This window comes from Streptomyces carpinensis (assembly GCF_002154505.1).
Taxonomy (GTDB): domain Bacteria; phylum Actinomycetota; class Actinomycetes; order Streptomycetales; family Streptomycetaceae; genus Streptomyces; species Streptomyces carpinensis.
In genome coordinates, this window is record NZ_MUBM01000342.1 from 1 (window position 1) to 22,042 (window position 22,042).

The 22,042-nt window shown below is 71.5% G+C and carries 26 protein-coding genes; 13 read left to right on the forward strand and 13 right to left on the reverse strand.

The annotated features are described in order from the left end of the window. On the forward strand, window positions 1–267 hold a 267-nt coding region (locus tag BZY54_RS37275), incomplete at its 5' end, for a cytochrome P450 (RefSeq protein ID WP_143668209.1). 42 nt (window positions 268–309) lie between these two features. After that, window positions 310–867, forward strand: coding sequence for a cupin domain-containing protein (locus BZY54_RS37280; protein WP_086729739.1), 558 nt, complete (start codon window positions 310–312; stop codon window positions 865–867). A gap of 65 nt (window positions 868–932) precedes the next feature. Here BZY54_RS37280 and BZY54_RS37285 read toward each other — a convergent pair whose 3' ends face one another. Further along, on the reverse strand, window positions 933–1,190 hold the full coding sequence (locus BZY54_RS37285; RefSeq protein ID WP_086729740.1) for a hypothetical protein: 258 nt from the start codon (window positions 1,188–1,190) through the stop codon (window positions 933–935). An 86-nt stretch (window positions 1,191–1,276) separates the two neighbouring features. Then, the gene (locus tag BZY54_RS37290; RefSeq protein WP_086729741.1) at window positions 1,277–2,503 is read right to left on the reverse strand and encodes an acyl-CoA dehydrogenase family protein; all 1,227 of its coding nucleotides are present in this window, start codon (window positions 2,501–2,503) and stop codon (window positions 1,277–1,279) included. Window positions 2,504–2,669: 166 nt separating this feature from the next. Between BZY54_RS37290 and BZY54_RS37295 the strand changes: the two genes are divergently transcribed. Further along, window positions 2,670–3,314: a TetR/AcrR family transcriptional regulator gene (locus BZY54_RS37295; RefSeq protein WP_086729742.1), complete on the forward strand. Its 645-nt coding sequence runs from the start codon at window positions 2,670–2,672 to the stop codon at window positions 3,312–3,314. 6 nt (window positions 3,315–3,320) lie between these two features. Here the strand turns inward: BZY54_RS37295 and def are convergent, their stop codons facing one another. Next, on the reverse strand, window positions 3,321–3,893 hold the full coding sequence (gene def / locus BZY54_RS37300; protein ID WP_167414138.1) for a peptide deformylase: 573 nt from the start codon (window positions 3,891–3,893) through the stop codon (window positions 3,321–3,323). 158 nt (window positions 3,894–4,051) lie between these two features. On the opposite strand from def, the gene BZY54_RS37305 reads away from it, so the two are divergent. The 5 genes from BZY54_RS37305 to BZY54_RS53985 all read left to right on the forward strand — a co-directional run bounded on the left by BZY54_RS37305 (window position 4,052) and on the right by BZY54_RS53985 (window position 8,725). Next, window positions 4,052–5,290 (forward strand): MurT ligase domain-containing protein, encoded by a 1,239-nt coding sequence (locus tag BZY54_RS37305; RefSeq protein WP_086729743.1) that lies wholly within the window; start codon window positions 4,052–4,054, stop codon window positions 5,288–5,290. 17 nt (window positions 5,291–5,307) lie between these two features. Beyond that, window positions 5,308–6,036, forward strand: a complete 729-nt coding sequence (locus tag BZY54_RS37310) for a type 1 glutamine amidotransferase (RefSeq protein WP_086729744.1) — start codon at window positions 5,308–5,310, stop codon at window positions 6,034–6,036. A 296-nt stretch (window positions 6,037–6,332) separates the two neighbouring features. Then, window positions 6,333–7,358: a 6-phosphofructokinase gene (locus BZY54_RS37315; RefSeq protein WP_086729746.1), complete on the forward strand. Its 1,026-nt coding sequence runs from the start codon at window positions 6,333–6,335 to the stop codon at window positions 7,356–7,358. A gap of 142 nt (window positions 7,359–7,500) precedes the next feature. Next, complete coding sequence (locus BZY54_RS37320; protein ID WP_086729748.1) at window positions 7,501–8,451, forward strand: cytochrome c oxidase assembly protein; 951 nt, start codon at window positions 7,501–7,503, stop codon at window positions 8,449–8,451. 103 nt (window positions 8,452–8,554) lie between these two features. Then, a complete protein-coding gene (locus BZY54_RS53985; protein WP_244217523.1) occupies window positions 8,555–8,725 on the forward strand; it encodes a hypothetical protein in 171 nt (56 codons plus the stop codon). A 59-nt stretch (window positions 8,726–8,784) separates the two neighbouring features. Here the strand turns inward: BZY54_RS53985 and BZY54_RS37325 are convergent, their stop codons facing one another. From BZY54_RS37325 to BZY54_RS37340, 4 genes are read right to left on the reverse strand one after another with little or no spacing between them, the layout of a single operon-like run. Beyond that, entirely contained in the window at window positions 8,785–9,999 is a 1,215-nt protein-coding gene (locus BZY54_RS37325; RefSeq protein WP_086729750.1) for a sensor histidine kinase, read from the reverse strand. After that, window positions 9,996–11,723 (reverse strand): sodium/solute symporter, encoded by a 1,728-nt coding sequence (locus tag BZY54_RS37330; RefSeq protein ID WP_086729751.1) that lies wholly within the window; start codon window positions 11,721–11,723, stop codon window positions 9,996–9,998. Before BZY54_RS37330 ends, BZY54_RS37325 begins: the two co-directional genes overlap by 4 nt. A gap of 12 nt (window positions 11,724–11,735) precedes the next feature. Continuing rightward, a complete protein-coding gene (locus BZY54_RS37335; protein WP_086729753.1) occupies window positions 11,736–12,095 on the reverse strand; it encodes a hypothetical protein in 360 nt (119 codons plus the stop codon). A 15-nt stretch (window positions 12,096–12,110) separates the two neighbouring features. After that, a complete protein-coding gene (locus tag BZY54_RS37340) occupies window positions 12,111–12,866 on the reverse strand; it encodes a LytR/AlgR family response regulator transcription factor (RefSeq protein ID WP_086729755.1) in 756 nt (251 codons plus the stop codon). A 77-nt stretch (window positions 12,867–12,943) separates the two neighbouring features. Between BZY54_RS37340 and BZY54_RS37345 the strand changes: the two genes are divergently transcribed. From BZY54_RS37345 to rocD, 3 genes are all read left to right on the forward strand, one after another. Further along, window positions 12,944–13,447: an Lrp/AsnC family transcriptional regulator gene (locus BZY54_RS37345; RefSeq protein WP_086729757.1), complete on the forward strand. Its 504-nt coding sequence runs from the start codon at window positions 12,944–12,946 to the stop codon at window positions 13,445–13,447. Window positions 13,448–13,571: 124 nt separating this feature from the next. After that, complete coding sequence (gene ddaH / locus BZY54_RS37350) at window positions 13,572–14,402, forward strand: dimethylargininase (RefSeq protein ID WP_086729759.1); 831 nt, start codon at window positions 13,572–13,574, stop codon at window positions 14,400–14,402. Beyond that, entirely contained in the window at window positions 14,399–15,619 is a 1,221-nt protein-coding gene (gene rocD, locus BZY54_RS37355; protein WP_086729761.1) for an ornithine--oxo-acid transaminase, read from the forward strand. The genes ddaH and rocD overlap by 4 nt, the downstream gene beginning before the upstream one ends. Before the next feature lie 104 nt (window positions 15,620–15,723). Here rocD and BZY54_RS37360 read toward each other — a convergent pair whose 3' ends face one another. Then, the gene (locus BZY54_RS37360) at window positions 15,724–16,143 is read right to left on the reverse strand and encodes a CBS domain-containing protein (RefSeq protein ID WP_086729763.1); all 420 of its coding nucleotides are present in this window, start codon (window positions 16,141–16,143) and stop codon (window positions 15,724–15,726) included. Window positions 16,144–16,398: 255 nt separating this feature from the next. Here BZY54_RS37360 and BZY54_RS37365 point away from each other — a divergent pair, with 255 nt between their 5' ends. Next, entirely contained in the window at window positions 16,399–16,707 is a 309-nt protein-coding gene (locus BZY54_RS37365) for a hypothetical protein (RefSeq protein WP_086729764.1), read from the forward strand. A 36-nt stretch (window positions 16,708–16,743) separates the two neighbouring features. Here the strand turns inward: BZY54_RS37365 and BZY54_RS37370 are convergent, their stop codons facing one another. Beyond that, window positions 16,744–17,286, reverse strand: coding sequence for a DUF4396 domain-containing protein (locus tag BZY54_RS37370; RefSeq protein ID WP_086729766.1), 543 nt, complete (start codon window positions 17,284–17,286; stop codon window positions 16,744–16,746). Between the two features lie 181 nt (window positions 17,287–17,467). Then, complete coding sequence (locus BZY54_RS37375; RefSeq protein ID WP_086729768.1) at window positions 17,468–18,097, reverse strand: DedA family protein; 630 nt, start codon at window positions 18,095–18,097, stop codon at window positions 17,468–17,470. A gap of 172 nt (window positions 18,098–18,269) precedes the next feature. Here BZY54_RS37375 and BZY54_RS37380 point away from each other — a divergent pair, with 172 nt between their 5' ends. Next, window positions 18,270–18,995: a lysophospholipid acyltransferase family protein gene (locus tag BZY54_RS37380; protein ID WP_086729769.1), complete on the forward strand. Its 726-nt coding sequence runs from the start codon at window positions 18,270–18,272 to the stop codon at window positions 18,993–18,995. Between the two features lie 80 nt (window positions 18,996–19,075). On the opposite strand, the gene BZY54_RS37385 is transcribed toward BZY54_RS37380, so the two are convergent. From BZY54_RS37385 to BZY54_RS37395, 3 genes are all read right to left on the reverse strand, one after another. Continuing rightward, window positions 19,076–20,644 carry an alpha/beta hydrolase gene (locus BZY54_RS37385; RefSeq protein ID WP_086729771.1) on the reverse strand — a complete coding sequence of 523 codons (1,569 nt, stop codon included), beginning with the start codon at window positions 20,642–20,644 and terminating at the stop codon, window positions 19,076–19,078. A gap of 153 nt (window positions 20,645–20,797) precedes the next feature. Then, the gene (locus BZY54_RS37390) at window positions 20,798–21,646 is read right to left on the reverse strand and encodes an urease accessory protein UreD (protein ID WP_086729773.1); all 849 of its coding nucleotides are present in this window, start codon (window positions 21,644–21,646) and stop codon (window positions 20,798–20,800) included. Beyond that, a partial coding sequence (locus tag BZY54_RS37395) for a GTP-binding protein (RefSeq protein ID WP_143668210.1) occupies window positions 21,643–22,042 on the reverse strand: 400 nt, incomplete at its 5' end. The genes BZY54_RS37395 and BZY54_RS37390, both read right to left, overlap by 4 nt.

The following is a 22,042-nucleotide window of genomic DNA, read 5'->3' on the forward strand; positions in this document are numbered from 1 at the left end:
TCCTACCTGGCCGCCAACCGCGACCCGGACGTCTTCGCGGACCCGCACGAGATCGACTTCTCGCGCAGTCCGAACCCCCATGTGGCGTTCGGCTTCGGCCCGCACTACTGCCCGGGTGGCCAACTGGCCCGGATGGAGGCGCAGCTGCTGGTCGACGCCCTCCTCGACCGGGTGCCGGGGCTGCGGTTTTCGGTGCCGCCGGGTCAGGTGCCCTTCAGGAAGGGCGCGTTGATCCGCGGGCCCGAGGCCCTGCCCGTGACGTGGTGAGCCGATATGACGGCGACGAATGAGCCTCCGTACGCAGCGGTCGTGAACGGCTCGACCCCGGCGGTCGAGAATCCCTCGCCCACCGCGACCGAGGGGCTGCTCGTACCGCCGGGCCAGGGCCGTGTCGTCGAGACGGCCGCCCAGCGCGTGACGTTCAAGGTGACCGGCTCGCACTCGCGGACGGCCTCCACCTTCGAGGTGGAGGTCCCGCCGGGGTTCGACGTGGGCGCCCATGTGCACACCCGCAGCGAGGAGTTGTTCTACGTGCTGGAGGGCGAGCTGGACGTGCTCGCCTTCGAGCCCCGGATCCGGACCCCCGACCACTGGCAGAAGTGGGTGTCCTCCTCGGGCAAGCGGGTGGTGCGGGCGACCCCGGGCACGGTCATCGTCGTGCCGCCGGGCTGCCCGCACGCGTTCGCCAACCCGACACAGACCCCGGCGAAGATGTTCTTCCAGGCGTCCCCGCCCCCGGACCACGAGCGGTACTTCGAGGAACTGCTGGAGATCCTGGACAACGGAGGTCCGCCGGACCACGCGGCGATCGAGGAACTGCGCCGGCGCTACGACATCGAGCAGCTGACGCCGCTCAGGCACCACTGAGCCTGATGAGCCAGGTGTGCCCCGCCCGTGTGTGACGGACGGGGCACCCTGACACGGCGCGCTCCTCAGCGGTTGGCGAGCTCGGTCAGCTTGGCGGCGAGTGAGGCGATGGTCTTCTTGAACTCGCCCTGGTTCCTGCCCAGCGCCTCGGTCAGGCCCTGGAGGGCCGCGGCCAGTTCCATGTTGCTCTGGGCCAGGGCCAGGGCGACCGAGCGGTCGGCTTCGGCCCTGGACGCGGGGTGCGCCGCGGCCCCCTTGGCGCCCGACATGTCCCGGTGCTTGCGCACCGCCTCATCGATCTGCTGCTTCGCGCTCGTCGCCAAGGTCCCCCCTCGATGCCGGTGACACGTGTGGACCACGGTAGGTCGACGGCGGCGGGCGGACCAGAGGGCCTCGGCGTGGTGATCCGCTAGCGGATCGGCGTCCCCGAGATCGTGCGGGCGATGACCAGCCGCTGGATCTCGCTGGTGCCTTCGAAGATCGTGTAGATCGCCGCGTCGCGGTGCATCCGCTCCACCGGGTACTCCCGCGTGTAGCCGTTGCCGCCGAGGATCTGGATGGCCTGGGCGGTGACCTTCTTGGCGGTCTCGCTGGCGAAGAGCTTGGACATCGAGCCCTCGGCGGCTGTGAAGGGCCTGCCGTTGACCGCCATCCACGAGGCGCGCCAGACCAGCAGCCGGGCCGCGTCGATCTGCGTGCGCATGTCGGCGAGCTGGAAGGCGACGCCCTGGTTGTCGATGATCGGCCGGCCGAACTGCTCCCGCGTCTTCGCGTAGTCGAGGGCGACCTCGTACGCGGCCCGGGCGGTGCCCACCGCCATGGCGCCGACGGCGGGACGGGAGGCCTCGAACGTGGCCATCGCCGCGTTCTTCACGCGCTCGCCGCCCTTCGTCGCCCTCTCCCGGGCGCGGGCCAGGCGCTCGTCCAGCTTCTCCTTGCCGCCGAGCAGGCAGGAGCCGGGGACGCGCACGTTGTCCAGGATCACCTCGGCGGTGTGCGAGGCGCGGATGCCGTGCTTCTTGAACTTCTGGCCCTGGGCGAGGCCGGCGGTGTTCGGCGGGACGATGAAGGAGGCGTGGCCCTTGGAGCCCAGCTCGGGGTCGACGGAGGCGACGACGACGTGCACGTTGGCGATGCCGCCGTTGGTGGCCCAGGTCTTGGTGCCGTTGATCACCCACTCGTCCTTGGCCTCGTCGTAGACCGCGCGGGTGCGCAGGGAGCCCACGTCGGAGCCGGCGTCGGGCTCGGAGGAGCAGAAGGCGGCGACCTTGACGTCGTCGGGGTCGCCGTACATCTGCGGGATCCAGGTGCCGATCTGCTCCTCGGTGCCGTTGGCGAGGACTCCCACCGCGGCGAGGCCGGTGCCGACGATGGACAGGGCTATCCCCGCGTCGCCCCAGAACAGCTCCTCCATGGCCATGGGGATGCCGAGGCCGGTGGAGTCGAAGTACTGCTGGGCGTAGAAGTCGAGGGAGTAGATGCCGACCTTGGCGGCCTCCTGGATGACCGGCCAGGGAGTCTCCTCACGCTCGTCCCATTCGGCGGCCGCGGGCCGGATCACATCGGCGGCGAAGCCGTGCAGCCAGTCCCGGACCTCCTTCTGTTCGTCGTTGAGCTCCATGGTGAACTCGGCCATGTCCCCTCCAGTGCACATGCGTGTTACTTGCGGTAACGGTACTGTGTTACCGGCCAGTAGGGAAAGTCAAATCCTCCGGTCTCCTCGGCAGCCCGTTCGATGTCCGGTGGCCGGTCAGTGTTAGTTTGCGCAGGCGTCACCGAATCAGCACGGGTGGGGAGAGCTCATGGACACCACGCAGCGGACCGATCAGCAGCGGTCCGCCGACCGCCGACGGCGCGAGCTGCTGGAGGCCGCCGACCGGGTGGTGCTGCGCGACGGCCCGCAGGCATCGATGAACGCCATCGCCGCCGAGGCCGGCATCACCAAGCCGATCCTCTACCGCCACTTCGGCGACAAGGGCGGCCTGTACGCCGCCCTCGCCAAACGGCACACCGACGCCCTGCTCGACTCGCTGCGGGCCGCCCTGGACGCCCCCGCGGACCGGCGCGAACGGGTGGAGTCGACGCTGGACACCTATCTCGCGGCCATCGAGGCCCGTCCGCAGGTCTACCGGTTCCTCATGCATCCGGCGGAGGGCGGCCAGGGCACCGACCAGGGATTCGACGTCGGCAAACACTCCGCCCCGCTGTTGCGCCGTATGGGCGAGGAGCTGGCCCAGGTCATCGAGGAGCGCCTGGACCTGGGCCCGAACAGCCAGCAGCTGGCGCGTGTGTGGGGCCACGGCATCGTCGGCATGATGCACGCGGCCGGTGACTGGTGGCTGGGCGAGCGCCCCTGCTCCCGAGCGGAGCTGGTGCGCAGTCTCGCCGACCTCCTGTGGGGCCGCCTCGCGGCGGCCGGGGACAGGATGGGCGGCCCGGGGTTCTAGGAGGTCCTAGGAACCCCCGTTCCGCGAGCCCGCCGGGCCAGGACGGTTCCAGGGCGCCTTCGCCGCCTGCCTGAGCAGCCTGCGCCTGCGCCACCCCGTCACGTGGTCCACGTACAGGCCGCCGTCCAGGTGGTCGCACTCGTGCTGCAGGCACCTGGCGAAGAAGCCCGTCCCGTGCACGGTGACCGGCTCTCCGGTCACCGTGAAGCCCTCGACGACCGCGTGGTCGTGGCGTTCGGTGCCCGCCTCCAGCCCCGGCAGGGACAGACAGCCCTCCGGACCTCGGACCACCACGCCGTCGGCCTCCACAAGGCGCGGGTTCACCACGTGACCGAGGTGACGTACGTCCTCGTCGTCGGGGCAGTCGTAGACGAACACGCGCAGCGGCTCCCCCACCTGGTTCGCGGCCAGGCCGACGCCACGGGCCGCGTACATCGTGGCGAACAAGTCCTCCACGAGCGCGGACAGTTCCCGGCCGAAGTCGGTGACCTCCCGGCAGGGCGCGTGCAGCACCGGGTCCGGGAGCAGGGTGAGGGGCCGGACGCGCCCGCGGGCGCCCGGGATCGAGCCGTGTCGCATGGCGGCAAGGGTACGGTCCTGGTGCACGCGCGAAGGGCGCGCGGGCGCCGTGACGGTGCCGGGATTCGGGAGCACGATCGGATCTCGATAGGCTGAGGCCCACACCACGTTGCCGGATGGCTCACGCGCGGCGCGTACGCAAGGAGGATCGAGAACTGATGGCAGGCAACTCGGACCCGCTCACGCCGCGGGCCAAGCTGGCCGTGACCGCGGGCAAGGCGGTCGCTGCGGCATCGCGCGCCGCGGGGCGCGGCAGCGGTTCGGTGATCGGCGGTCGGGTGGCCCTCAAGCTCGATCCCGACCTGCTCGGCCGGCTCGCCCAGAACCTGGACGTCGTCCTGGTCTCGGCGACCAACGGCAAGACCACCACCACCCGGCTCATCGCGGAGGCGCTGCGGGCCGCCGGCCCGGTCGTGTCCAACGCGCTCGGCGCCAACATGCCGGCCGGTATCACCTCGGCGCTGGCGGGCGGCTCGGACGCGAAGTTCGCCGTGATAGAGGTCGACGAGAAGTACCTCGCGGGCGTGGCCCGGGACACCGACCCCAAGTGCATCGCGCTGCTCAACCTCTCCCGCGACCAGCTCGACCGGGCCGCCGAGACCCGTATGCTCGCCGAGAACTGGCGTGAGGGTCTGGCCGGCTCCAAGTCCGTGGTCGTCGCCAACTGCGACGACCCGCTGGTGGTGTGGGCCGCGTCCTCCTCGCCCAACGTCATCTGGGTGGCCGCCGGGCAGATGTGGAAGGACGACGCCTGGTCGTGCCCGTCCTGCGGCGGCGTGATGCAGCGTCCCGGGGACGACTGGTTCTGCGGCGAGTGCGGCTTCCGCCGGCCCACCCCCAGCTGGGCGCTCTCCGGCGACCACGTGCTCGACCCGCACGGCTCGGCCTGGCCGATCCACCTGCAACTGCCGGGCCGCGCCAACAAGGCCAACGCCGCCTCGTCGGCGGCCGTCGCGGCCGTCTTCGGGGTGCCGCCGCAGGTCGCCCTGGAGCGGATGTACCAGGTGCAGGCGGTCGCCGGGCGCTACGACGTGGTGCAGTTCCAGGGCCGCGACCTGCGCCTGCTGCTGGCGAAGAACCCGGCCGGCTGGCTGGAGACGTTCTCGCTGATCGACCCGCCGCCCACCCCGGTCATCCTGTCGGTGAACGCGCGCGGCGCGGACGGCACGGACACCTCCTGGCTGTGGGACGTCGACTACACGCGCCTGACCGGCCACCCGCTCTTCGTGATCGGTGACCGGAAGCTGGACCTCGCGGTCCGTCTGGAGGTCGCGAACCAGCACTTCCAGGTCTGCGAGAACCTCGACCAGGCCGTGCAGCAGGCCCCGCCGGGCCGGATCGAGGTCATCGCCAACTACACCGCGTTCCAGGACCTGCGCCGCCGCGTCGGCAACTGACCACGGAGGACCACTTCATGAGCGACAACCAACTGCGGCTGGTGTGGATCTACCCGGACCTGCTGAGCACCTACGGTGACCAGGGCAACGCGCTCGTCGTGGAGCGCCGGGCCCGGCAGCGCGGCCTGGACGTGGCCCGCCTCGACGTGCGCAGCGACCAGCCGATCCCGACCTCCGGCGACATCTACCTGATCGGTGGCGGTGAGGACCGGCCGCAGCGGCTGGCGGCGGAGCGGCTGCGCCGCGACGGTCACCTGTACCAGGCCGTGCAGAACGGGGCGATCGTGTTCTCGGTCTGCGCCGGCTACCAGATCCTCGGCCACGAGTTCGTCAACGACCTCGGCCAGCGCGAGCCGGGCCTGGGGCTGCTCGACGTGGTGTCGGTGCGCGGCGAGGGCGAGCGGTGCGTCGGCGACGTGCTGGCGGACATCGACTCGCGTCTCGGCCTGCCTCCGCTGACCGGCTTCGAGAACCACCAGGGCGTCACCCACCTCGGCCCGACCGCCCGCCCCCTCGCCCAGGTGCGCATCGGCAAGGGCAACGGCACGGGCGACGGTACGGAGGGCGCGTACAACGACACCGTCTTCGGCACGTACATGCACGGGCCGGTGCTGGCCCGCAACCCGCAGATCGCGGACCTGCTGCTGAAGCTGGCGCTCGACGTCAACGCGCTGCCGCCGATCGACGACCGCTGGTACGAGGCCCTCCGCAACGAGCGCATCGCGGCTGCGCAGCAGCCTGCGTAGACACCGCTGCGCAGCAGCCTGCGTAGACACCGTTGCGCGGCAGCCCGGGCAGGTCCTCCGCGCCCCGTCGAGGGGCGCGGGGGAGGTTCCTTCCGCGGCTCGTACGACCTCGCGCACCCAGGCCCGTCGGCACGGCGCAACCAGCCCGTCTGACGGGCCTTCCGCACAGGTGAGCGGCCCCGTCCAGCAGGCGGACGCACAGTTCGGACCTCCCCCCTGGTGCCGCTAGGGTGGCGGGGATCGAGCCGGACAGCGCGGTCCGGTCCCGTGCCCATGTGGAGAAGGTTGTTCGGGCTATGCGCATTGGTGTCCTCACGTCCGGCGGCGACTGCCCCGGCCTGAACGCCGTCATCCGGTCCGTCGTGCACCGCGCCGTCGCCGACCACGGCGACGAGGTCATCGGCTTCCGGGACGGCTGGAAGGGCCTCCTGGAGTGCGACTACCTCAAGCTCGACCTCGACGCGGTCGGCGGCATCCTGGCGCGCGGCGGCACGATCCTCGGCTCCTCCCGGGTCCGCCCCGAGCACCTGCGGGACGGTGTGGAGCGGGCCAGGGGCCATGTCCAGGAGCTCGGTCTGGACGCGATCATCCCGATCGGCGGCGAGGGCACGCTCAAGGCGGCCCGGCTCCTCTCCGACAACGGCCTGCCCATCGTGGGCGTACCGAAGACCATCGACAACGACATCGCCGTCACCGACGTCACCTTCGGCTTCGACACCGCTGTGACCGTCGCCACCGAGGCCCTGGACCGGCTGAAGACCACCGCCGAGTCCCACCAGCGGGTGCTGATCGTCGAGGTCATGGGGCGCCACACCGGCTGGATCGCACTGCAGTCCGGCATGGCGGCCGGCGCCCACGCCATCGTCGTACCCGAACGTCCGTTCGACATCGAGGAATTGGCGAAGAAGGTCGGCGAGCGGTTCTCGGCGGGCAAGCGGTTCGCGATCGTCGTGGCCGCGGAGGGCGCCAAGCCCCTGCCCGGCACCATGGACTTCGACGAGGGCGGCAAGGACGTCTACGGCCACGAGCGGTTCGCCGGCATCGCCCGGCAGCTCTCCCTGGAGCTGGAGGAGCGCCTGGGCAAGGAGGCCCGGCCGGTCATCCTCGGGCACGTCCAGCGCGGCGGCACCCCGACCGCGTACGACCGGGTGCTGGCCACCCGGTTCGGCTGGCACGCGGTGGAGGCCGTGCACCGCGGGGAGTTCGGCCGGATGACCGCGCTGCGGGGCACGGACATCGTGATGGTGTCACTGGCGGAGGCCGTGGAGACCCTCAAGACGGTCCCCGCGGACCGGTACGCCGAGGCGGAGTGCGTGCTGTAGGCCACACACCACACCCGTACCCGAACCGCCCCCGGTCGCCGTCGCGGCCGGGGGCGGTTCTACTCTGGTGCGGACAGACGGCTGCGGACACGCACAGCTGCGGTCAGACAGCGCACAACCCCCACGAATCAGGAGCCGGCGGATGGATCACAGCGGGCATGGCATGACCATGGACCTGCCGCCGTTCACGCTGGGCCGCGGCCTCGAGTGGTCCGCCGACCCGTTCTTCCTCGTCGCCTGTCTGGTCGGCCTCGGCCTGTACGGCTGGGGCGTGGTGCGGCTGCGGCGGCGCGGTGACTCCTGGCCGGTGGGCCGCGTCGTCGCGTACGTCGTCGGTGTGCTGACCGTGGCGCTGATGATGTGCACCAAGCTGAACGACTACGGCATGGTCATGTTCAGCGTGCACATGGTGCAGCACATGGTCATCAGCATGCTGTCGCCGATCCTGATCCTGCTAGGTGCCCCGATCACCCTGGCGCTGCGCGCCCTGCCGGTGGCGGGCCGGGGCCGCAAGGGGCCGCGCGAGCTGCTGCTGGCCCTGCTGCACAGCCGCTACGTCCGGGTCATCACCCACCCCGCGTTCACCATCCCGCTGTTCATCGCGAGCCTGTACGCGCTGTACTTCACACCGCTGTTCGACTTCCTGATGGGGTCGAAGGCGGGGCACGTCGCGATGATGGTGCACTTCCTCGCGGTAGGCGTGGCGTTCTTCTGGCCGATCATGGGGATCGATCCGGGCCCCAACCGCCCGGGTTACCTGATGCGCATGCTGGAGCTGTTCGCCGGCATGCCGTTCCACGCGTTCTTCGGCATCGCGCTGATGATGGGGTCCACGCCCATGGTGGACACCTTCAAGCACCCGCCCGCCTCCCTCGGCATCGACGCCCTGACCGACCAGAGCGCGGCCGGCGGCATCGCCTGGGCGTTCAGCGAGGTCCCCTCCGTCCTGGTGCTGCTGGCGCTGCTGTTCCAGTGGTACCGCTCCGAGCAGCGGCAGGCCAAGCGCAAGGACCGGGCGGCGGACCGCGACGGCGACAAGGAACTCGAGGCGTACAACGCCTATCTGGCCTCGCTCCAGGCACGCGGGAACTGAACACCTCTTCGAGTCCTCGGGTCCTTTCCCCCGCACAGCCACCGCTCGAACGGTGGAACCGGGGCACCATGGAAGGGAGACGGACCAGGAGGAGGGTGTCGCAATGCCCGGTTCGACGGACGGTTCCACGAAGGCGATGGGGGTGCTCACCGTGGGCGCCCTCGTCGCCGTGACGGCCTACTCGGTGGCGCTCGGCGGCAACGGCTGGCTGTGGTTCGGATGGGTCGTACTGGGCCTGATCACCCTGGGCATGGTGGTGACCCACGGCACCTGAGCCCTCGCTCCGGATCCTCGGTCCCCGAGCCCCGGTTCCTGACCCCCGGCGCAGGAACGTCAGTCCTGGGCGAGGTGCCCGAGCCGTCCCGAGGAGTGCACGCCCGGCTGGTACTTCGGCAGCCGGGCGGTGATCTTCATGCCCGCGCCCGGGGCGGTCTCGATGACCAGGCCGTGGTCGTCGCCGTAGACCTGGCGGAGCCGGTCGTCGACGTTGGACAGGCCGATGCCGCCGGAGGGGCTGTCCTCGCCCGCGAGGATCCGGCGCAGCAGTTCGGGGTCCATGCCGACGCCGTCGTCCTCGATGACGACGAGCGCCTCGGCGCCCGCGTCCTGCGCGGTGATGCGGATGCGGCAGGTGCCGGTCTTGCCCTCCAGGCCGTGCTTGACGGCGTTCTCCACCAGAGGTTGCAGGCACAGGAAGGGCAGGGTGACCGGGAGCACCTCGGGGGCGATCTGGAGCGTGACGCCGAGGCGGTCGCCGAAGCGGGCCCGCACGAGGGCGAGGTAGTGCTCGATGGCGTGGAGCTCGTCGGCCAGGGTGGTGAAGTCGCCGTGCCGGCGGAACGAGTAGCGGGTGAAGTCGGCGAACTCCAGCAGCAGCTCGCGGGCCCGCTCGGGGTCGGTGCGGACGAAGGAGGCGATCACCGCCAGCGAGTTGAAGATGAAGTGCGGGGAGATCTGGGCGCGCAGGGCCTTGATCTCGGCCTCGATCAGCCGGGTACGGGACCGGTCGAGGTCGGCGAGCTCCAGCTGGACGGAGACGAACCTGGCGACCTCGGCGGCGGCGCGGACCAGGACGGCCGACTCGCGGGGCGCGCAGGCGACCAGGGCGCCGTGCACGCGGTCGTCCACGGTGAGCGGGGCGACGACGGCCCAGCGCACCGGGCAGTCCGGGATCTCGCAGGCGAGCCGGAACGCCTCACCGCGGCCGGTCTCCAACGGCCCGGCGAGACGGTTCATGATCTCCGCACGATGGTGGCCACCGACCCCGTCCCAGGCCAGGACCTGGGTGTCGTCGGTGAGGCAGAGCGCGTCGGTGCCGAGCAGGGAGCGCAGCCGACGGGCCGATCTGCGGGCGGTCTCCTCGGTCAGCCCGGCCCGCAACGGGGGCGCGGCCAGTGAGGCGGTGTGCAGGGTCTGGAAGGTGGCGTGCTCGACGGGAGTGCCGAGCCCGCCGAGGTGCTGCGGGTGGGCGGTGCGCCGGCCGAACCAGAATCCGGCGGCCAGGAGAGGCAGGACGGCCACGCACAGCCCGGCGAGGAAACCGCTCACGCCTGCACCTCCGCGCGCAACTGCTCGGGCAGGTGGAAACGGGCGAGGATGGCCGCCGTACCGGCCGGGACGCGTCCCGGGGTGGCCAGCGAGACCAGCACCATGGTGAGGAATCCCAGGGGCACCGACCACAGGGCGGGCCAGGCCAGCAGGGCGTGCAGCGGTCCGGTGTCCGGGAGGCCCGCCATCGTCACGGTGACCGCGACGAGCGCGGCGCCGCCGCCGGCCAGCATCCCGGCGGCGGCGCCCGGCGGGGTGAGCCGCCGCCACCAGATGCCGAGGACGAGCAGCGGGCAGAAGGACGAGGCGGACACGGCGAAGGCGAGGCCGACCGCGTCGGCCACCGGAAGCCCGCCGACCAGCACGCTCGCGGCCAGCGGCACGGCCATGGCGAGCACCGTGCCCAGCCGGAAGTGCCGCACGCCGCGGGCGGGCAGCGGGCCGCGCGAGGGCAGCACGTCCTGGGTGAGGACCCCGGCCACCGCCATGGTCAGGCCGGAGGTGGTGGACAGGAACGCGGCGAAGGCGCCGCCCGCGACCAGTGCTCCCAGCAGGTCGCCGCCGAGGCCGCCGATCATCCGGTCGGGCAGCAGCAGGACGGCGGCGTCCGCGTTCCCGGTGATCGTGAGCTCCGGGGCGTAGAGCCGGCCGAGGGCACCGTAGAGGGGCGGCAGCAGGTAGAAGCCGCCGATCAGGCCGAGGACGGCCACCGTGGTGCGGCGGGCGGCGACGCCGTGCGGGCTGGTGTAGAAGCGTACGACGACGTGCGGCAGGCCCATGGTGCCGAAGAAGGTGGCGAGGATCAGGCCGTACGTGGCGTACAGCGGTCGTTCCTCGCGGCCCGCGGCGAGCGACGACATGGCGCCGGTGCCGGCCCTGCCGGCGCCGGGGACGGCGGTCCCGGGGGCGAAGGTGAGGCGGGTGCCGCGCTCGACGTGATGGGTGCCGGCGGCCAGGCTCACCCGGCCGCCGTGGTGGGCACGTCCGTCGACGGTGCCGCTGACGGTGACGGTGAGCGGGCGCTCCAGCCGCAGGTCGAGGGTGCCGTCGACACGGACGGTGCGCTGCTGGCGGAAGGCGGGCGGTTCGTCGAAGGCGTGGCGGGGCGCGCCGTCACCCTGCCAGGCGAGCACGAGGAAGAGGGCGGGGACGAGCAGGGCGGTCAGTTTCAGCCAGTACTGGAAGGCCTGGACGAAGGTGATGCTGCGCATGCCGCCCGCGGCGACCGTGGCCACCACGACGGCGGCCACGATGACGCCGCCGAGGGCGTCGGGCGCGCCGGTGAGCACCGCCAGGGTCAGCCCCGCGCCCTGTAGCTGGGGCAGCAGGTACAGCCAGCCGACCCCGACGACGAAGGCGCCCGCGAGCCGCCGCACGCCCTGGGAGGCGAGGCGGGCCTCGGCGAAGTCGGGCAGCGTGTAGGCGCCGGAGCGGCGCAGCGGGGCGGCGACGAACAGCAGCAGGACCAGATAGCCGGCCGTGTAGCCGACCGGGTACCACAGCATGTCCGGGCCCTGCACCAGGACCAGGCCGGCGATGCCCAGGAAGGATGCGGCGGAGAGGTACTCGCCGCTGATGGCGGCCGCGTTCAGGCGCGGGCCGACGGTGCGGGAGGCGACGTAGAAGTCCGACGTCGTCCGGGACACGCGCAGGCCGAAGGCGCCGACCAGGACGGTGGCCACGACGACGAGGGCCACGGCGGGGACGGTGTAGGCGGAGTTCACGGCCGCGTGTCCTCAGCGGTCCTCGACGAGCCGGACGAAGTCGCGTTCGTTGCGCTCGGCGCGGCGCACGTACCAGCGGGCGAGCAGCACCAGCGGGGCGTAGAGGCAGAAACCGAGGACCGCCCATCTCAGGCGGCGGGCCTCGGGCGCCGCGGCGAACACCAGTGGCAGCGGAGCGACCAGCAGCACGAGCACCGCGAACACCGCCAGGGCGGCGCGCAGCTGGCTGCGTATCAGGGAACGGACGTAGGTGTGGCCGAGGGTGGTCTGCTCGTCTATCTCGGTGCGTGGGGGGTAGTGACCCGGGGCCCGGCCGGTGCGGCGGGGCGGGCCCGTGACGACGACACGGCGTTCGGTGGCGTCCTGCGGCATGGTGTACGGTCCCCTCTAGCGCGCGGTCCGGCGCAGCAGCAACTCCCGCAGCTCTCGCGCGTGGCGGCGGCTGACCTGGAGCTCCTCGGTGCCGACCAGCACGCTCACCGAGCCCGCGTCCAGGCGGAGTTCGTCGATGTGGCGCAGTGCGACCAGATGGCGGCGATGGATGCGGACGAAGCCGCGGGAGCGCCAGCGTTCCTCCAGCGTGGACAGCGGGATGCGGACCAGGTGGCTGCCCCTGCCGGTGTGCAGGCGGGCGTAGTCGCCCTGGGCCTCGACGTGGGTGATGTCGTCGACGGCGACGAAGCGGGTCACGCCGCCGAGTTCCACGGGAAGCTGGTCGGGGTCGGGCTCGCTCACGGTGATCCTCGGGGCGGCGTCGCGCAGCTGGGCGGCGCGGCGGACGGCCTCGGCGAGCCGTTCCTTGCGGACGGGCTTGAGGACGTAGTCGACGGCCTTGAGGTCGAAGGCCTGGACCGCGAAGTCCTCGTGGGCGGTGACGAACACGATCAGCGGCGGCTGGGCGAACCCGGTCAGCAGCCGCGCCAGGTCCAGGCCGTCGAGGCCGGGCATGTGGATGTCGAGGAAGACGACGTCGATGGCGTCGGGTCCGCCGGGGCCGGACTGCAGGGCCCGGTTGATGCGGCGCAGCGCCTCGGTGGCGTCGCCGGCGCCCTCCACGCCGGCGATCCGGGGGTCGGCGCTCAGCAGGTAGAGCAGTTCCTCGAGCGAGGGGCGTTCGTCGTCGACGGCGAGGGCGCGCAGCATGAACGTGGAGTCTAGGGGCGAAAGGCATGCCTGGACATGTGTCGGACGTGCGCGTTCGCGCTGGATACAGTGCCGACATGAACAGCAGGCAGGCACCCTTCGACGAGCTGGATCGGAAGATCCTCACCGCCCTGATGGCGAACGCCCGCAGCAGCTTCGCCGAGATCGGCACGGAGATCGGCCTGTCCGCGACGGCCGTGAAGCGCCGGGTGGACCGGCTGCGCGAGACGGGTGTGATCACCGGGTTCACGGCCACGGTGAAGCCGTCGGCGCTGGGCTGGCGCACGGAGGCGTATGTCGAGGTGTACTGCGAGGGGGCGGCGCCGCCCCGGCGGCTGGCCGAGGTGGTGCGCAACCATCCGGAGATCACCGCGGCGATGACGGTGACCGGCGGTGCGGACGCGCTGCTGCACGTGCGGGCACGCGACGTGGAGCACTTCGAGGAGGTGCTGGAGCGGATCCGGACGGAGCCGTTCATCCGCAAGACGATCAGCGTGATGGTGCTGTCCCATCTGCTGCCGGACAGCCCCGAGGCCGGTGCCAGCCAGCCCGCTCCCGAAGACGCAGCAGACGTGCGCTGAACGGCTCGGATACGCAGTATTACTGCTCAGACACGCAGCTTTCTTTGCTTGTCGTTCGTATCCGCCGCTTCCTACCTTGGTGTCAACCCTCAGTCGACACCCCAGGAATCGGAGGAACCCCTCTGTGCCCGAGACCCGTGTGCCGCGCCGGCGGCGCTTCCTCGTCTGCGAACCCAGACACTTCGCCGTGCAGTACGCGATCAACCCCTGGATGCGTCCGGACCGTCCCGTGGACGTCCCGCTCGCCCAGGCCCAGTGGCAGGCGCTGGTCGACATCTACCGCGCTCACGGTCACACCGTCGAGACCGTGGAACCCGTGCCGGGTCTGCCGGACATGGTCTTCGCCGCGAACGCGGCGGTCGTCGTCGGCGGCCGCGTCTTCGGCTCCCTCTTCCGCGCGCCGGAGCGGCGCCCGGAGTCCCTTCCCTACGACACGTGGTTCAAGTCGGCCGGCTTCGACGTCTACCGGCCCGAGTCGGTGTGTGAGGGCGAGGGCGACTTCGTACCGGCCGGGCGCTGGCTGCTCGCCGGCACCGGCTTCCGCACCACCCCCGAGGCCCATCGCGAGGCGCAGGAGTTCCTGGGCGTGCCGGTGATCGGCCTGACCCTGGTGGACCCGTACTTCTACCATCTGGACACGGCGCTGTTCGTCCTCGAGGACGCTGCGGACGGCACCGACGGGAACATCGCGTACTACCCGGAGGCTTTCTCGCCGGGCAGCCGCGAGGTGCTCGCCCGCCTCTACCCGAACGCGGTGATCGCCACCCGCGAGGACGCGATGGCCTTCGGCCTCAACTCCGTCTCCGACGGCCGCCACGTCTTCATCTCGCCCGGCGCCACGGCCCTCGCCGACCAACTGGCCCACCACGGTTACCTGCCCGTCCCCGTCGATCTGTCGGAGTTCCACAAGGCCGGCGGCGGCATCAAGTGCTGCACCCAGGAGATCCGCTCATGACCGCACCCGTGCACACCCGTACATCCGACGACCTGATCCGGGCCGAGGAGCCGGTCCTCGCGCACAACTACCACCCGCTGCCCGTGGTCGTCGCCCGGGCCGAGGGCGCCTTCGTGGAGGACGTGGAGGGCCGCCGCTACCTCGACATGCTGGCCGGTTACTCGGCCCTGAACTTCGGCCATCGCCACCCCGCGCTGGTCGAGGCGGCGCACCGCCAGCTCGACCGGCTCACCCTCACCTCGCGGGCCTTCCACAACGACCGGCTCGCCGAGTTCGCCGAACGGCTGGCGGGGCTGACCGGACAGGACATGGTGCTGCCCATGAACACCGGCGCCGAGGCGGTGGAGAGCGGCATCAAGGTGGCCCGCAAGTGGGCCTACGAGGTCAAGGGCGTCCCCGCCGACCGGGCGACGATCGTGGTCGCGGCGGACAACTTCCACGGCCGTACGACGACGATCGTCAGCTTCTCGACGGACGAGACGGCTCGGTCGGGCTTCGGGCCGTTCACGCCGGGCTTCAGGATCGTTCCCTACAACGACCTGGCGGCGATGGAGGCGGCGATCGACGAGACCACGGCGGCCGTGCTGATCGAGCCGATCCAGGGCGAGGCCGGCGTGATCGTCCCCGACAACGGCTACCTCGCCGGTGTGCGGGAGCTGACCCGCCGGGCCGGCTGTCTCTTCGTCGCCGACGAGATCCAGTCCGGCCTCGGCCGCACCGGTCGCACGCTCGCCGTCGAGCACGAGGACGTGGTGCCCGACGTCGTGCTCCTCGGCAAGGCACTGGGCGGCGGCATCGTGCCGGTGTCGGCGGTCGTGGGCAGCCGCGAGGTGCTCGGGGTGCTGCGGCCGGGCGAGCACGGGTCGACGTTCGGCGGCAACCCGCTGGCGGCGGCGGTCGGCACGGCGGTGGTCGAGCTGCTGGAGACCGGTGAGTTCCAGCGCAGGGCCGCCGAGCTCGGTGTGGTCCTGCGGGAAGGGCTGACCGCTCTGGTCGGCGCGGGCGTGGTGGGCTTCCGCTCGCGCGGCCTGTGGGCGGGCGTCGACGTCGACCCGGCGATCGGCACGGGCCGGGAGATCAGCGAGCGCCTGATGCGGGAGGGCATCCTGGTCAAGGACACCCACGGCTCCACGATCCGACTGGCCCCGCCGCTGACCGTCACCGAGGAGGAACTGCGCTCCGCGCTCGGCTCCCTGGAGAAGGTGCTGGCCTCCTGACGGAACACCGGCAGCCCGACGACGATCGGCACATGCCGACGGCGGGCACGGCTGGGGGCGCCCACGTGGGCGCCCCCAGCGGCTCGCTCCGCTGACGTCGTGGCCTACTCGTTGGGCTCGGCCGAGCTGATACCCCCGAGCGCGGAGCCCGGGTCGCGCTCGATGGCCAGGTCGCCGATGGAGACGATGCCCACGGGGTGACCATGGTCGACGACCGGGATGCGGCGCACGGCGTGCTCCCGCATCAGCTGCACCGCGTGGTCGAGGTCGTCGTCGGGGGTCAGGGTGAAGAGGTCGGCGCTGCACGCGGAGGCGACGGTGCGCTGCTCCTGGTCACCGCCCTCCGCCAGCGAGCGCACCACCAGGTCGCGGTCGCTGACCACACCCCGCAGTTCGTCGCCCTCGGTCACCAGGACGATTCCGATGTCCTCGTCGCGCATTTTCTGGGCCGTCGCCGTGACCGAGGTCTGCGGTTCCACCGTCACCAGTCGGCTGGTCATGATGTCGCGTACGTGCTGAGCCATGACGCCTCCCTTCGTCACGTCCTGCGGTGCCGTTCACCGCACTGCTCAGCCCGGGTACCCGACCGGAGCGGCACCGTACCGGCCTCGCCCGGTCCACGTGCGACGCATGGGACGCGCGCCGTGCGGTACGACCAAGGGGTGAGAGCGGACGCAGGGGCACGCGAAGTGGCGCACGGGCCTGCGTCGACTCGTTGGCGTGGCGGCAATGCGGGTACCCGGCCGCGAGAGACGGCACTTCCTGAGGAGATGACTCCCATGCTGCTCTTCGGCCTGCTTCTCCTGGCGGCCACGGCCGCTTTCACCGGCCTGGCCATCGCCGGAAACCTGTCCGGCGGGCCGGACTACACGGTCTCGGTGCTCGGCAACCACATCGCCACCATGAGCACCCTGGCCATCTTCAGCGCCGGGCTCGCCCTCGCCCTGCTCTTCTGCCTGGGTCTGACCCTCATGGCCGGAGCGGCCACGCACCACCGGCACACGCACCGCGCTGCGCGAGGCTACGGCGGCGCGGACACCGGCCGGATGAACGAGCCGACGCGCCCGGACGACCGCCGCTACCCGTGACACCGGCCGGCGGGACCGGCGTCACGGGCGGGGTGGTCAGTGGTAGGCGTGCACGACCGCGTGTCCCTTGCCGCGGCCGATCATCCACCGGTTGACCGGTGTGGTCAGCACGAAGGCGAGGGCCAGGGAGAGGACGAGCGAGACCCAGAACAGCGCGTCGGAGAGGCCTGCGTCCATGGCGCCGGGCACTCCGACCATGACGGTGTTGTCGATCAGTTCCATCACCGCGATGGAGACCGTGTCCGCGGCGAGGGCGACTTTGAGCGCCTGCCGGAGGGGGAGGCCCGCGCGCAGCATCCCGCGCATCGTCAGCGCGTAGCCGAAGACGAAGGCCAGTGCGATCGAGACGACGACGGTGGCCGCGTTGTGCAGCCCGGCCGCCGTCCCGACGACCATGCCGAGCACCTCGCCGATGGCGCAGCCGGTCAGGCAGTGCAGCGTCGCCTGCGCGGCCGTGTGCCAGGAGGCACCTGCGCCCGCCGAAGCGGCCGCAGGGTGATGCCCGTGGTGTCCTTGTGGGTGCTCGTGGTGCTCGTGCTGCCCATGGTGGTGTTCCTGCGGGCTTGCCGGGTGTGTCATCGTCGCTCTCCCCTGCTGACGCTGATGCGACCCCCTGCCGAGGGCTTCACCGGACCCGAACAACATACCCCCTGGGGGTATTCCAGGGAAAGAGATGGGCGCCGGCCCCGGCCGCCCGGCCGTCTCCCTCATCTCGGTGATTGCGCGACCCACTCCCGTGCGGCCGGCGCGCCCGACCCCGTCAGCCCTCCTGACGCCGGCGCCTGCGCCGCAGCAGATGCCGGGCGATCAGCGCGACGACGAGAACGCCCAGACCGGCGAGCACGTACCCCTCGTACCGCTGGATCGTGCCGTAGACGGCGTTGATGTGCGTGCCCGCGAAGTAGGCCAGCGTCACCCACAGGCCCACCCACAGCGCCGCGCCGAGCGCGTTGAAGGCGAGGAAGCGGTGCCAGGGCATGCCGGTGGTACCGGCGATGATGCCGTTGGCCTGGCGCAGCCCCTCGATGAAGCGCGCCACCGTGACGATCTTGCCGCCGTGCCGGGAGAAGAACCGCTCGGCCGCCTCGAACCGTTTCGGTGTCAGGAAGACGTACTTCCCCCAGCGATGGACGAAGGCCCGCCCGCCGAAGTGGCCGATCAGATAGCCGATGTTGTCCCCGACGACGGCGGCGACGAACCCGATCACGCCCACGGCCACGACGTTCAGCTGACCGGCACCGGCGTACACGCCCGCCGCGATCAGGATCGTCTCCCCCGGGGCGGGGATACCGAAGTCCTCCACGAGGACCACGCCACCCACGGCCCAGTAGCCGTAGTGGCTGAGCAGCGGTGCCAGGTGTTCCAGCGGACCCGGAAGCGGAGGGGCCATGCTGCCCACCGTACGTCGGCGGGCGCGCGGGATCGGGCAGGCGCCGCGCGCCCGGTTCCGCGCGCCCGCCCCCGCACTTACACTTGCACCCCACGGCACAGAGGTTGACCTGCGAGAACGCGCCGGACAAGCGCGACGGTCGGGCGGATCCGCACGATGAGGAGCGACCCCCTTGTTCTACTACCTGCTCAAGTACGTGCTGCTGGGACCGCTGCTGAGGATGATCTTCCGGCCGCGCATCGAGGGGCTGAAGCATGTGCCGGACTCCGGCCCGGCCATCGTCGCGGGCAACCACCTGTCGTTCTCGGACCACTTCCTGATGCCCGCGATCCTCAGACGGCGCATCACCTTTCTGGCCAAGGCGGAGTACTTCACGGGCCCGGGCCTCAAGGGCCGCCTCACGGCCGCCTTCTTCCGCAGCGCCGGGCAGATCCCGGTCGACCGCTCAGGGAAGGAGGCGGGTCAGGCGGCGATCCGGGAAGGGCTCGGGGTGCTGCGCAAGGACGAGCTGCTCGGCATCTACCCCGAGGGCACCCGCTCGCACGACGGCCGCCTGTACAAGGGCAAGGTCGGCGTCGCGGTCATGGCACTCAAGGCGGGTGTCCCGGTCGTGCCCTGCGCGATGATCGGCACGTTCGAGGCGCAGCCCCCGGGCAAGGTCGTCCCGAGGATCCACCCCGTGGTCATCCGCTTCGGCAAGCCGCTGGACTTCTCCCGCTACGCCGGGATGGAGGAGGAGAAGGCGGTTCTGCGGGCCGTCACCGACGAGATCATGTACGCCATCCTGTCGCTGTCGGAACAGGAGTACGTCGACCAGTACGCGGCCGTGGTCAAGGCCGAGCAGACCGCCGCCGCGGGCGAGAAGGAACGCAGGTTCCCCCGGTCGCCGCTGGGTTGACCCCCGGACCCGGGCCCGAGGCGGTACGGCGAAGGGGCGGCCGGACACGCCAGCCGCCCCTCACCGCGTACGTCCGCTCGTTACGGCTTCGGAGTCGCGTGCGGAGCGCAGGTCACGTCCGCAGCGTCCAGCTTGCCGGTGAGCAGGTATGCGTCCACCCGGTTGTTGATGCACGGGTTGACCAGGCCGGTGACGCCGTGGGAGCCCGCGTCCTTCTCGGTGATCAGGCGGGAGCCCTTGAAGCGCTTGTGCAGTTCGACGGCGCCCTGGTACGGGGTGGCGGCGTCCCGCGTGGACTGCACGATCAGCACCTGCGGCAGACCCTTGCCGGTCTTGACGTTCACCGGGGTCTGCTGCTGGACCGGCCAGGTGGCGCACGGCAGGTTCATCCAGGCGTTGGACCAGGTCAGGAACGGATACTTGGCGTTCAGCCGCGTGTTGTCCTGGTCCCACTTCTTCCAGCTCGTGGGCCACTTGGCGTCCGTGCACTCGACGGCCGTGTAGACCGCGTTGCCGTTCTCCGAGGAGATGTTGCCCGCGGTGTCGGACATGTCGGGGGCGGCGGCGTCGACGAGCGCCTGCGTGTCACCGGCGAAGTACTTGCTGAACACCGTCGCCACCGGCACCCACGACGAGTCGTAGTACGGGGCGCTCTGGAAGAAGCCGAGCAGCTCGGACGGGCCGACGACCCCACCGATCGGGTTCTTCTTCGCGGTGGCGCGCAGTTGAAGCCACTTGGCCTGGACGGCGTCGCGGGTGGTGCCCAGGTGGAACGAGGCGTCGTTCTTGGCGACCCAGTCCTCCCAGTCCTTCCAGCGGCCCTCGAAGGCGACGTCCTGGCCCAGGTTGGCCTGGTACCAGATGTTCTCCTGGGCCGGGTTGACGACGCTGTCGACGATCATCCGGCGGATGTGGCCCGGGAACAGCGTGCCGTAGACGGCGCCGAGGTAGGTGCCGTAGGAGACACCGAGGTAGTTGATCTTCTTCTCGCCGAGCGCCGCACGGATGACGTCCATGTCGCGGGCGGTGTTCGGCGTGGTCATCTGCTGGAGCATGTCCCGGCCGGTGCGCTCGAGGCAGCCGTCGGCGTACTCGCGGGCCAGCTTGCGCTGGGCGAGCTTGTCGGCCTCGGAGTCGGGCACCGGGTCCATCTTGGGCGCCTTCACGAACTCCTGCGGGTCCTCGCAGGAGATCGGCGCCGAGTGGCCGACACCGCGCGGGTCGAAGCCGACGAAGTCGTAGGCCTTTGCGACATTGGCCCAGACCGGGTTCTTGGAGGTGACGCGGGCCGGGAAACGCAGGCCCGAACCGCCCGGACCACCCGGGTTGTAGACGAGGGCGCCCTGGCGCTCCTGCGGGGTGCCGGTGTTGCCGATACGGTCGACGGCGAGCTTGATCTGCTTGCCGTAGGGGTGCGCGTAGTCGAGCGGCACCGACACGTAGCCGCACTGGATGGGCTTGGCAAGTCCCCAGTCGGCGGGGCAGTCCTGCCAGTCGATCCCGGCCTTGGCGGCGCGGGCCGCGGCGATCGCCGCACCGTACGCCTCGCGGTCCTGGCCGTGGCGGCTGTCCGCGCTGGCCGCGGGGGCCGACACGGCCCCGGCTATCAGGGTCGCCGTGACGAGCGCGCCGGCGGAACCGAGCGCCATGACCCGGCTCTTCGGTCTGATGTCCCTCAAGTAGGACCTCCGCGTACATCGTTTGCGAATTGGGTACGCCGGATCCTTCCGGCTATGAGGTCCCTGAGAACAGAGGTTGTTGACCTTCTTTGCCAATCCGATAACCGGCGTGGGATGTTCCGCTCAGCGGAGATCCGGTACTGGTTCCGTGGACGCCACCGGGTCGAGCGAGGCCAGTGCCTGGTCGAGCAGGCGGCGCAGCAGCAGCGCGTCCGGCGCGATCGCGCTCACCAGCGCGGCGGGCCCGGCGAGCGGAACGAGCACGGCCCCCTCGCCCAGTGTCCGGGCCGCCACCGGTGTCCGTGCGAACTCCGGCCGCACCACGAGGAGCTGCCCCACGGCCCGGTGCCCGGCCAGCACCGCGGGACCGTCCCAGCCGCCCGGTGCGCCCGGTCCGCAGCACAGCTCCTGGTCCAGAACGGACCGACCGCCGATCCGGACGGCGAGTCGGTTGGTGAGCCGCCCGGGCCGCTCCCCCACCCGGCCGAGCACCTGCTCCTCGCGCAGCACGAGACGGGCCGCCGGGGCCAGGTCGACGCGGGTGGTGACGTGCAGGTCACTGGCCCGTGCGGAGATCAACTGCTCGGGCAGCCAGTGCAGTTCGCCGCCGTCGGCCACGGTGAGCCGTACGTCGTACCGGGCCTCGCCCGGCGCCTGCCCCGGCAACGCGATCGTGGCGGCCGCCGACCCCACCCGCAGCCGGGCGCCGCTCTCGACTTGTGCGTCGACGGTGAAACGGTCGCCGCCGAGCGGTCCGCTCATCGCTCCGACGAGCAGGACGTGCGCCTCGGCGCCGCTGCCCCGCGTCCTCCGCGGGGCGAGCGGCCCCTGCCCCTCCAGCACGGGCAGGGAGGTACCGCCGCGGCCGTCGTCCCGGGCGACGATCCGCGCGGCGGCTCGGACACCGGCCGTCGCGTCCGGCGTCGGGGACGCGGTGGAGACGGCGGTCGCGGTCGGCAGCGTGGCGGTCATGCCGTCCACGCCGCGAGCCTCGACCGCACCCAGTCGGCGACCTCCGACACTCCGGTCCCGCTCCGCAGCGACTGCAGCACGACCGGCAGCTCGCCGCGCGCCGCCTCGGCGTCGGCGGCCATCCGGCCGAGGTCGGAGCCGACGTACGGCGCGAGGTCGGTCTTGTTGACGACGAGCAGGTCGGCGGTAGTGACGCCGGGGCCGCCCTTGCGCGGGATGTCGTCGCCGCCGGCGACATCGATCACGAAGATCTGCGCGTCGACGAGCCCCTTGGAGAAGGTCGCGGTGAGGTTGTCCCCACCGGACTCCACGAGGACCAGGTCCAGCGGCCCGACGGAGTCCTCCAGGTCCTCCACGGCCTCCAGGTTCGCCGAGATGTCGTCCCGGATCGCCGTG

What these genes read in the sequence shown, in the direction of transcription:
- BZY54_RS37290 (WP_086729741.1), bottom strand. Translation starts at nt 2,503, where the DNA reads ATGGCCGAGTTCACCATGGAGCTCAACGACGAACAGAAGGAGGTCCGG.
- BZY54_RS37295 (WP_086729742.1), top strand. Translation starts at nt 2,670, where the DNA reads ATGGACACCACGCAGCGGACCGATCAGCAGCGGTCCGCCGACCGCCGA.
- def (WP_167414138.1), bottom strand. Translation starts at nt 3,893, where the DNA reads ATGCGACACGGCTCGATCCCGGGCGCCCGCGGGCGCGTCCGGCCCCTC.
- BZY54_RS37305 (WP_086729743.1), top strand. Translation starts at nt 4,052, where the DNA reads ATGGCAGGCAACTCGGACCCGCTCACGCCGCGGGCCAAGCTGGCCGTG.
- BZY54_RS37310 (WP_086729744.1), top strand. Translation starts at nt 5,308, where the DNA reads ATGAGCGACAACCAACTGCGGCTGGTGTGGATCTACCCGGACCTGCTG.
- BZY54_RS37315 (WP_086729746.1), top strand. Translation starts at nt 6,333, where the DNA reads ATGCGCATTGGTGTCCTCACGTCCGGCGGCGACTGCCCCGGCCTGAAC.
- BZY54_RS37320 (WP_086729748.1), top strand. Translation starts at nt 7,501, where the DNA reads ATGGATCACAGCGGGCATGGCATGACCATGGACCTGCCGCCGTTCACG.
- BZY54_RS53985 (WP_244217523.1), top strand. Translation starts at nt 8,555, where the DNA reads ATGCCCGGTTCGACGGACGGTTCCACGAAGGCGATGGGGGTGCTCACC.
- BZY54_RS37335 (WP_086729753.1), bottom strand. Translation starts at nt 12,095, where the DNA reads ATGCCGCAGGACGCCACCGAACGCCGTGTCGTCGTCACGGGCCCGCCC.
- BZY54_RS37340 (WP_086729755.1), bottom strand. Translation starts at nt 12,866, where the DNA reads ATGCTGCGCGCCCTCGCCGTCGACGACGAACGCCCCTCGCTCGAGGAA.
- BZY54_RS37345 (WP_086729757.1), top strand. Translation starts at nt 12,944, where the DNA reads ATGAACAGCAGGCAGGCACCCTTCGACGAGCTGGATCGGAAGATCCTC.
- rocD (WP_086729761.1), top strand. Translation starts at nt 14,399, where the DNA reads ATGACCGCACCCGTGCACACCCGTACATCCGACGACCTGATCCGGGCC.
- BZY54_RS37360 (WP_086729763.1), bottom strand. Translation starts at nt 16,143, where the DNA reads ATGGCTCAGCACGTACGCGACATCATGACCAGCCGACTGGTGACGGTG.
- BZY54_RS37365 (WP_086729764.1), top strand. Translation starts at nt 16,399, where the DNA reads ATGCTGCTCTTCGGCCTGCTTCTCCTGGCGGCCACGGCCGCTTTCACC.
- BZY54_RS37370 (WP_086729766.1), bottom strand. Translation starts at nt 17,286, where the DNA reads ATGACACACCCGGCAAGCCCGCAGGAACACCACCATGGGCAGCACGAG.
- BZY54_RS37375 (WP_086729768.1), bottom strand. Translation starts at nt 18,097, where the DNA reads ATGGCCCCTCCGCTTCCGGGTCCGCTGGAACACCTGGCACCGCTGCTC.
- BZY54_RS37385 (WP_086729771.1), bottom strand. Translation starts at nt 20,644, where the DNA reads ATGGCGCTCGGTTCCGCCGGCGCGCTCGTCACGGCGACCCTGATAGCC.
- BZY54_RS37390 (WP_086729773.1), bottom strand. Translation starts at nt 21,646, where the DNA reads ATGACCGCCACGCTGCCGACCGCGACCGCCGTCTCCACCGCGTCCCCG.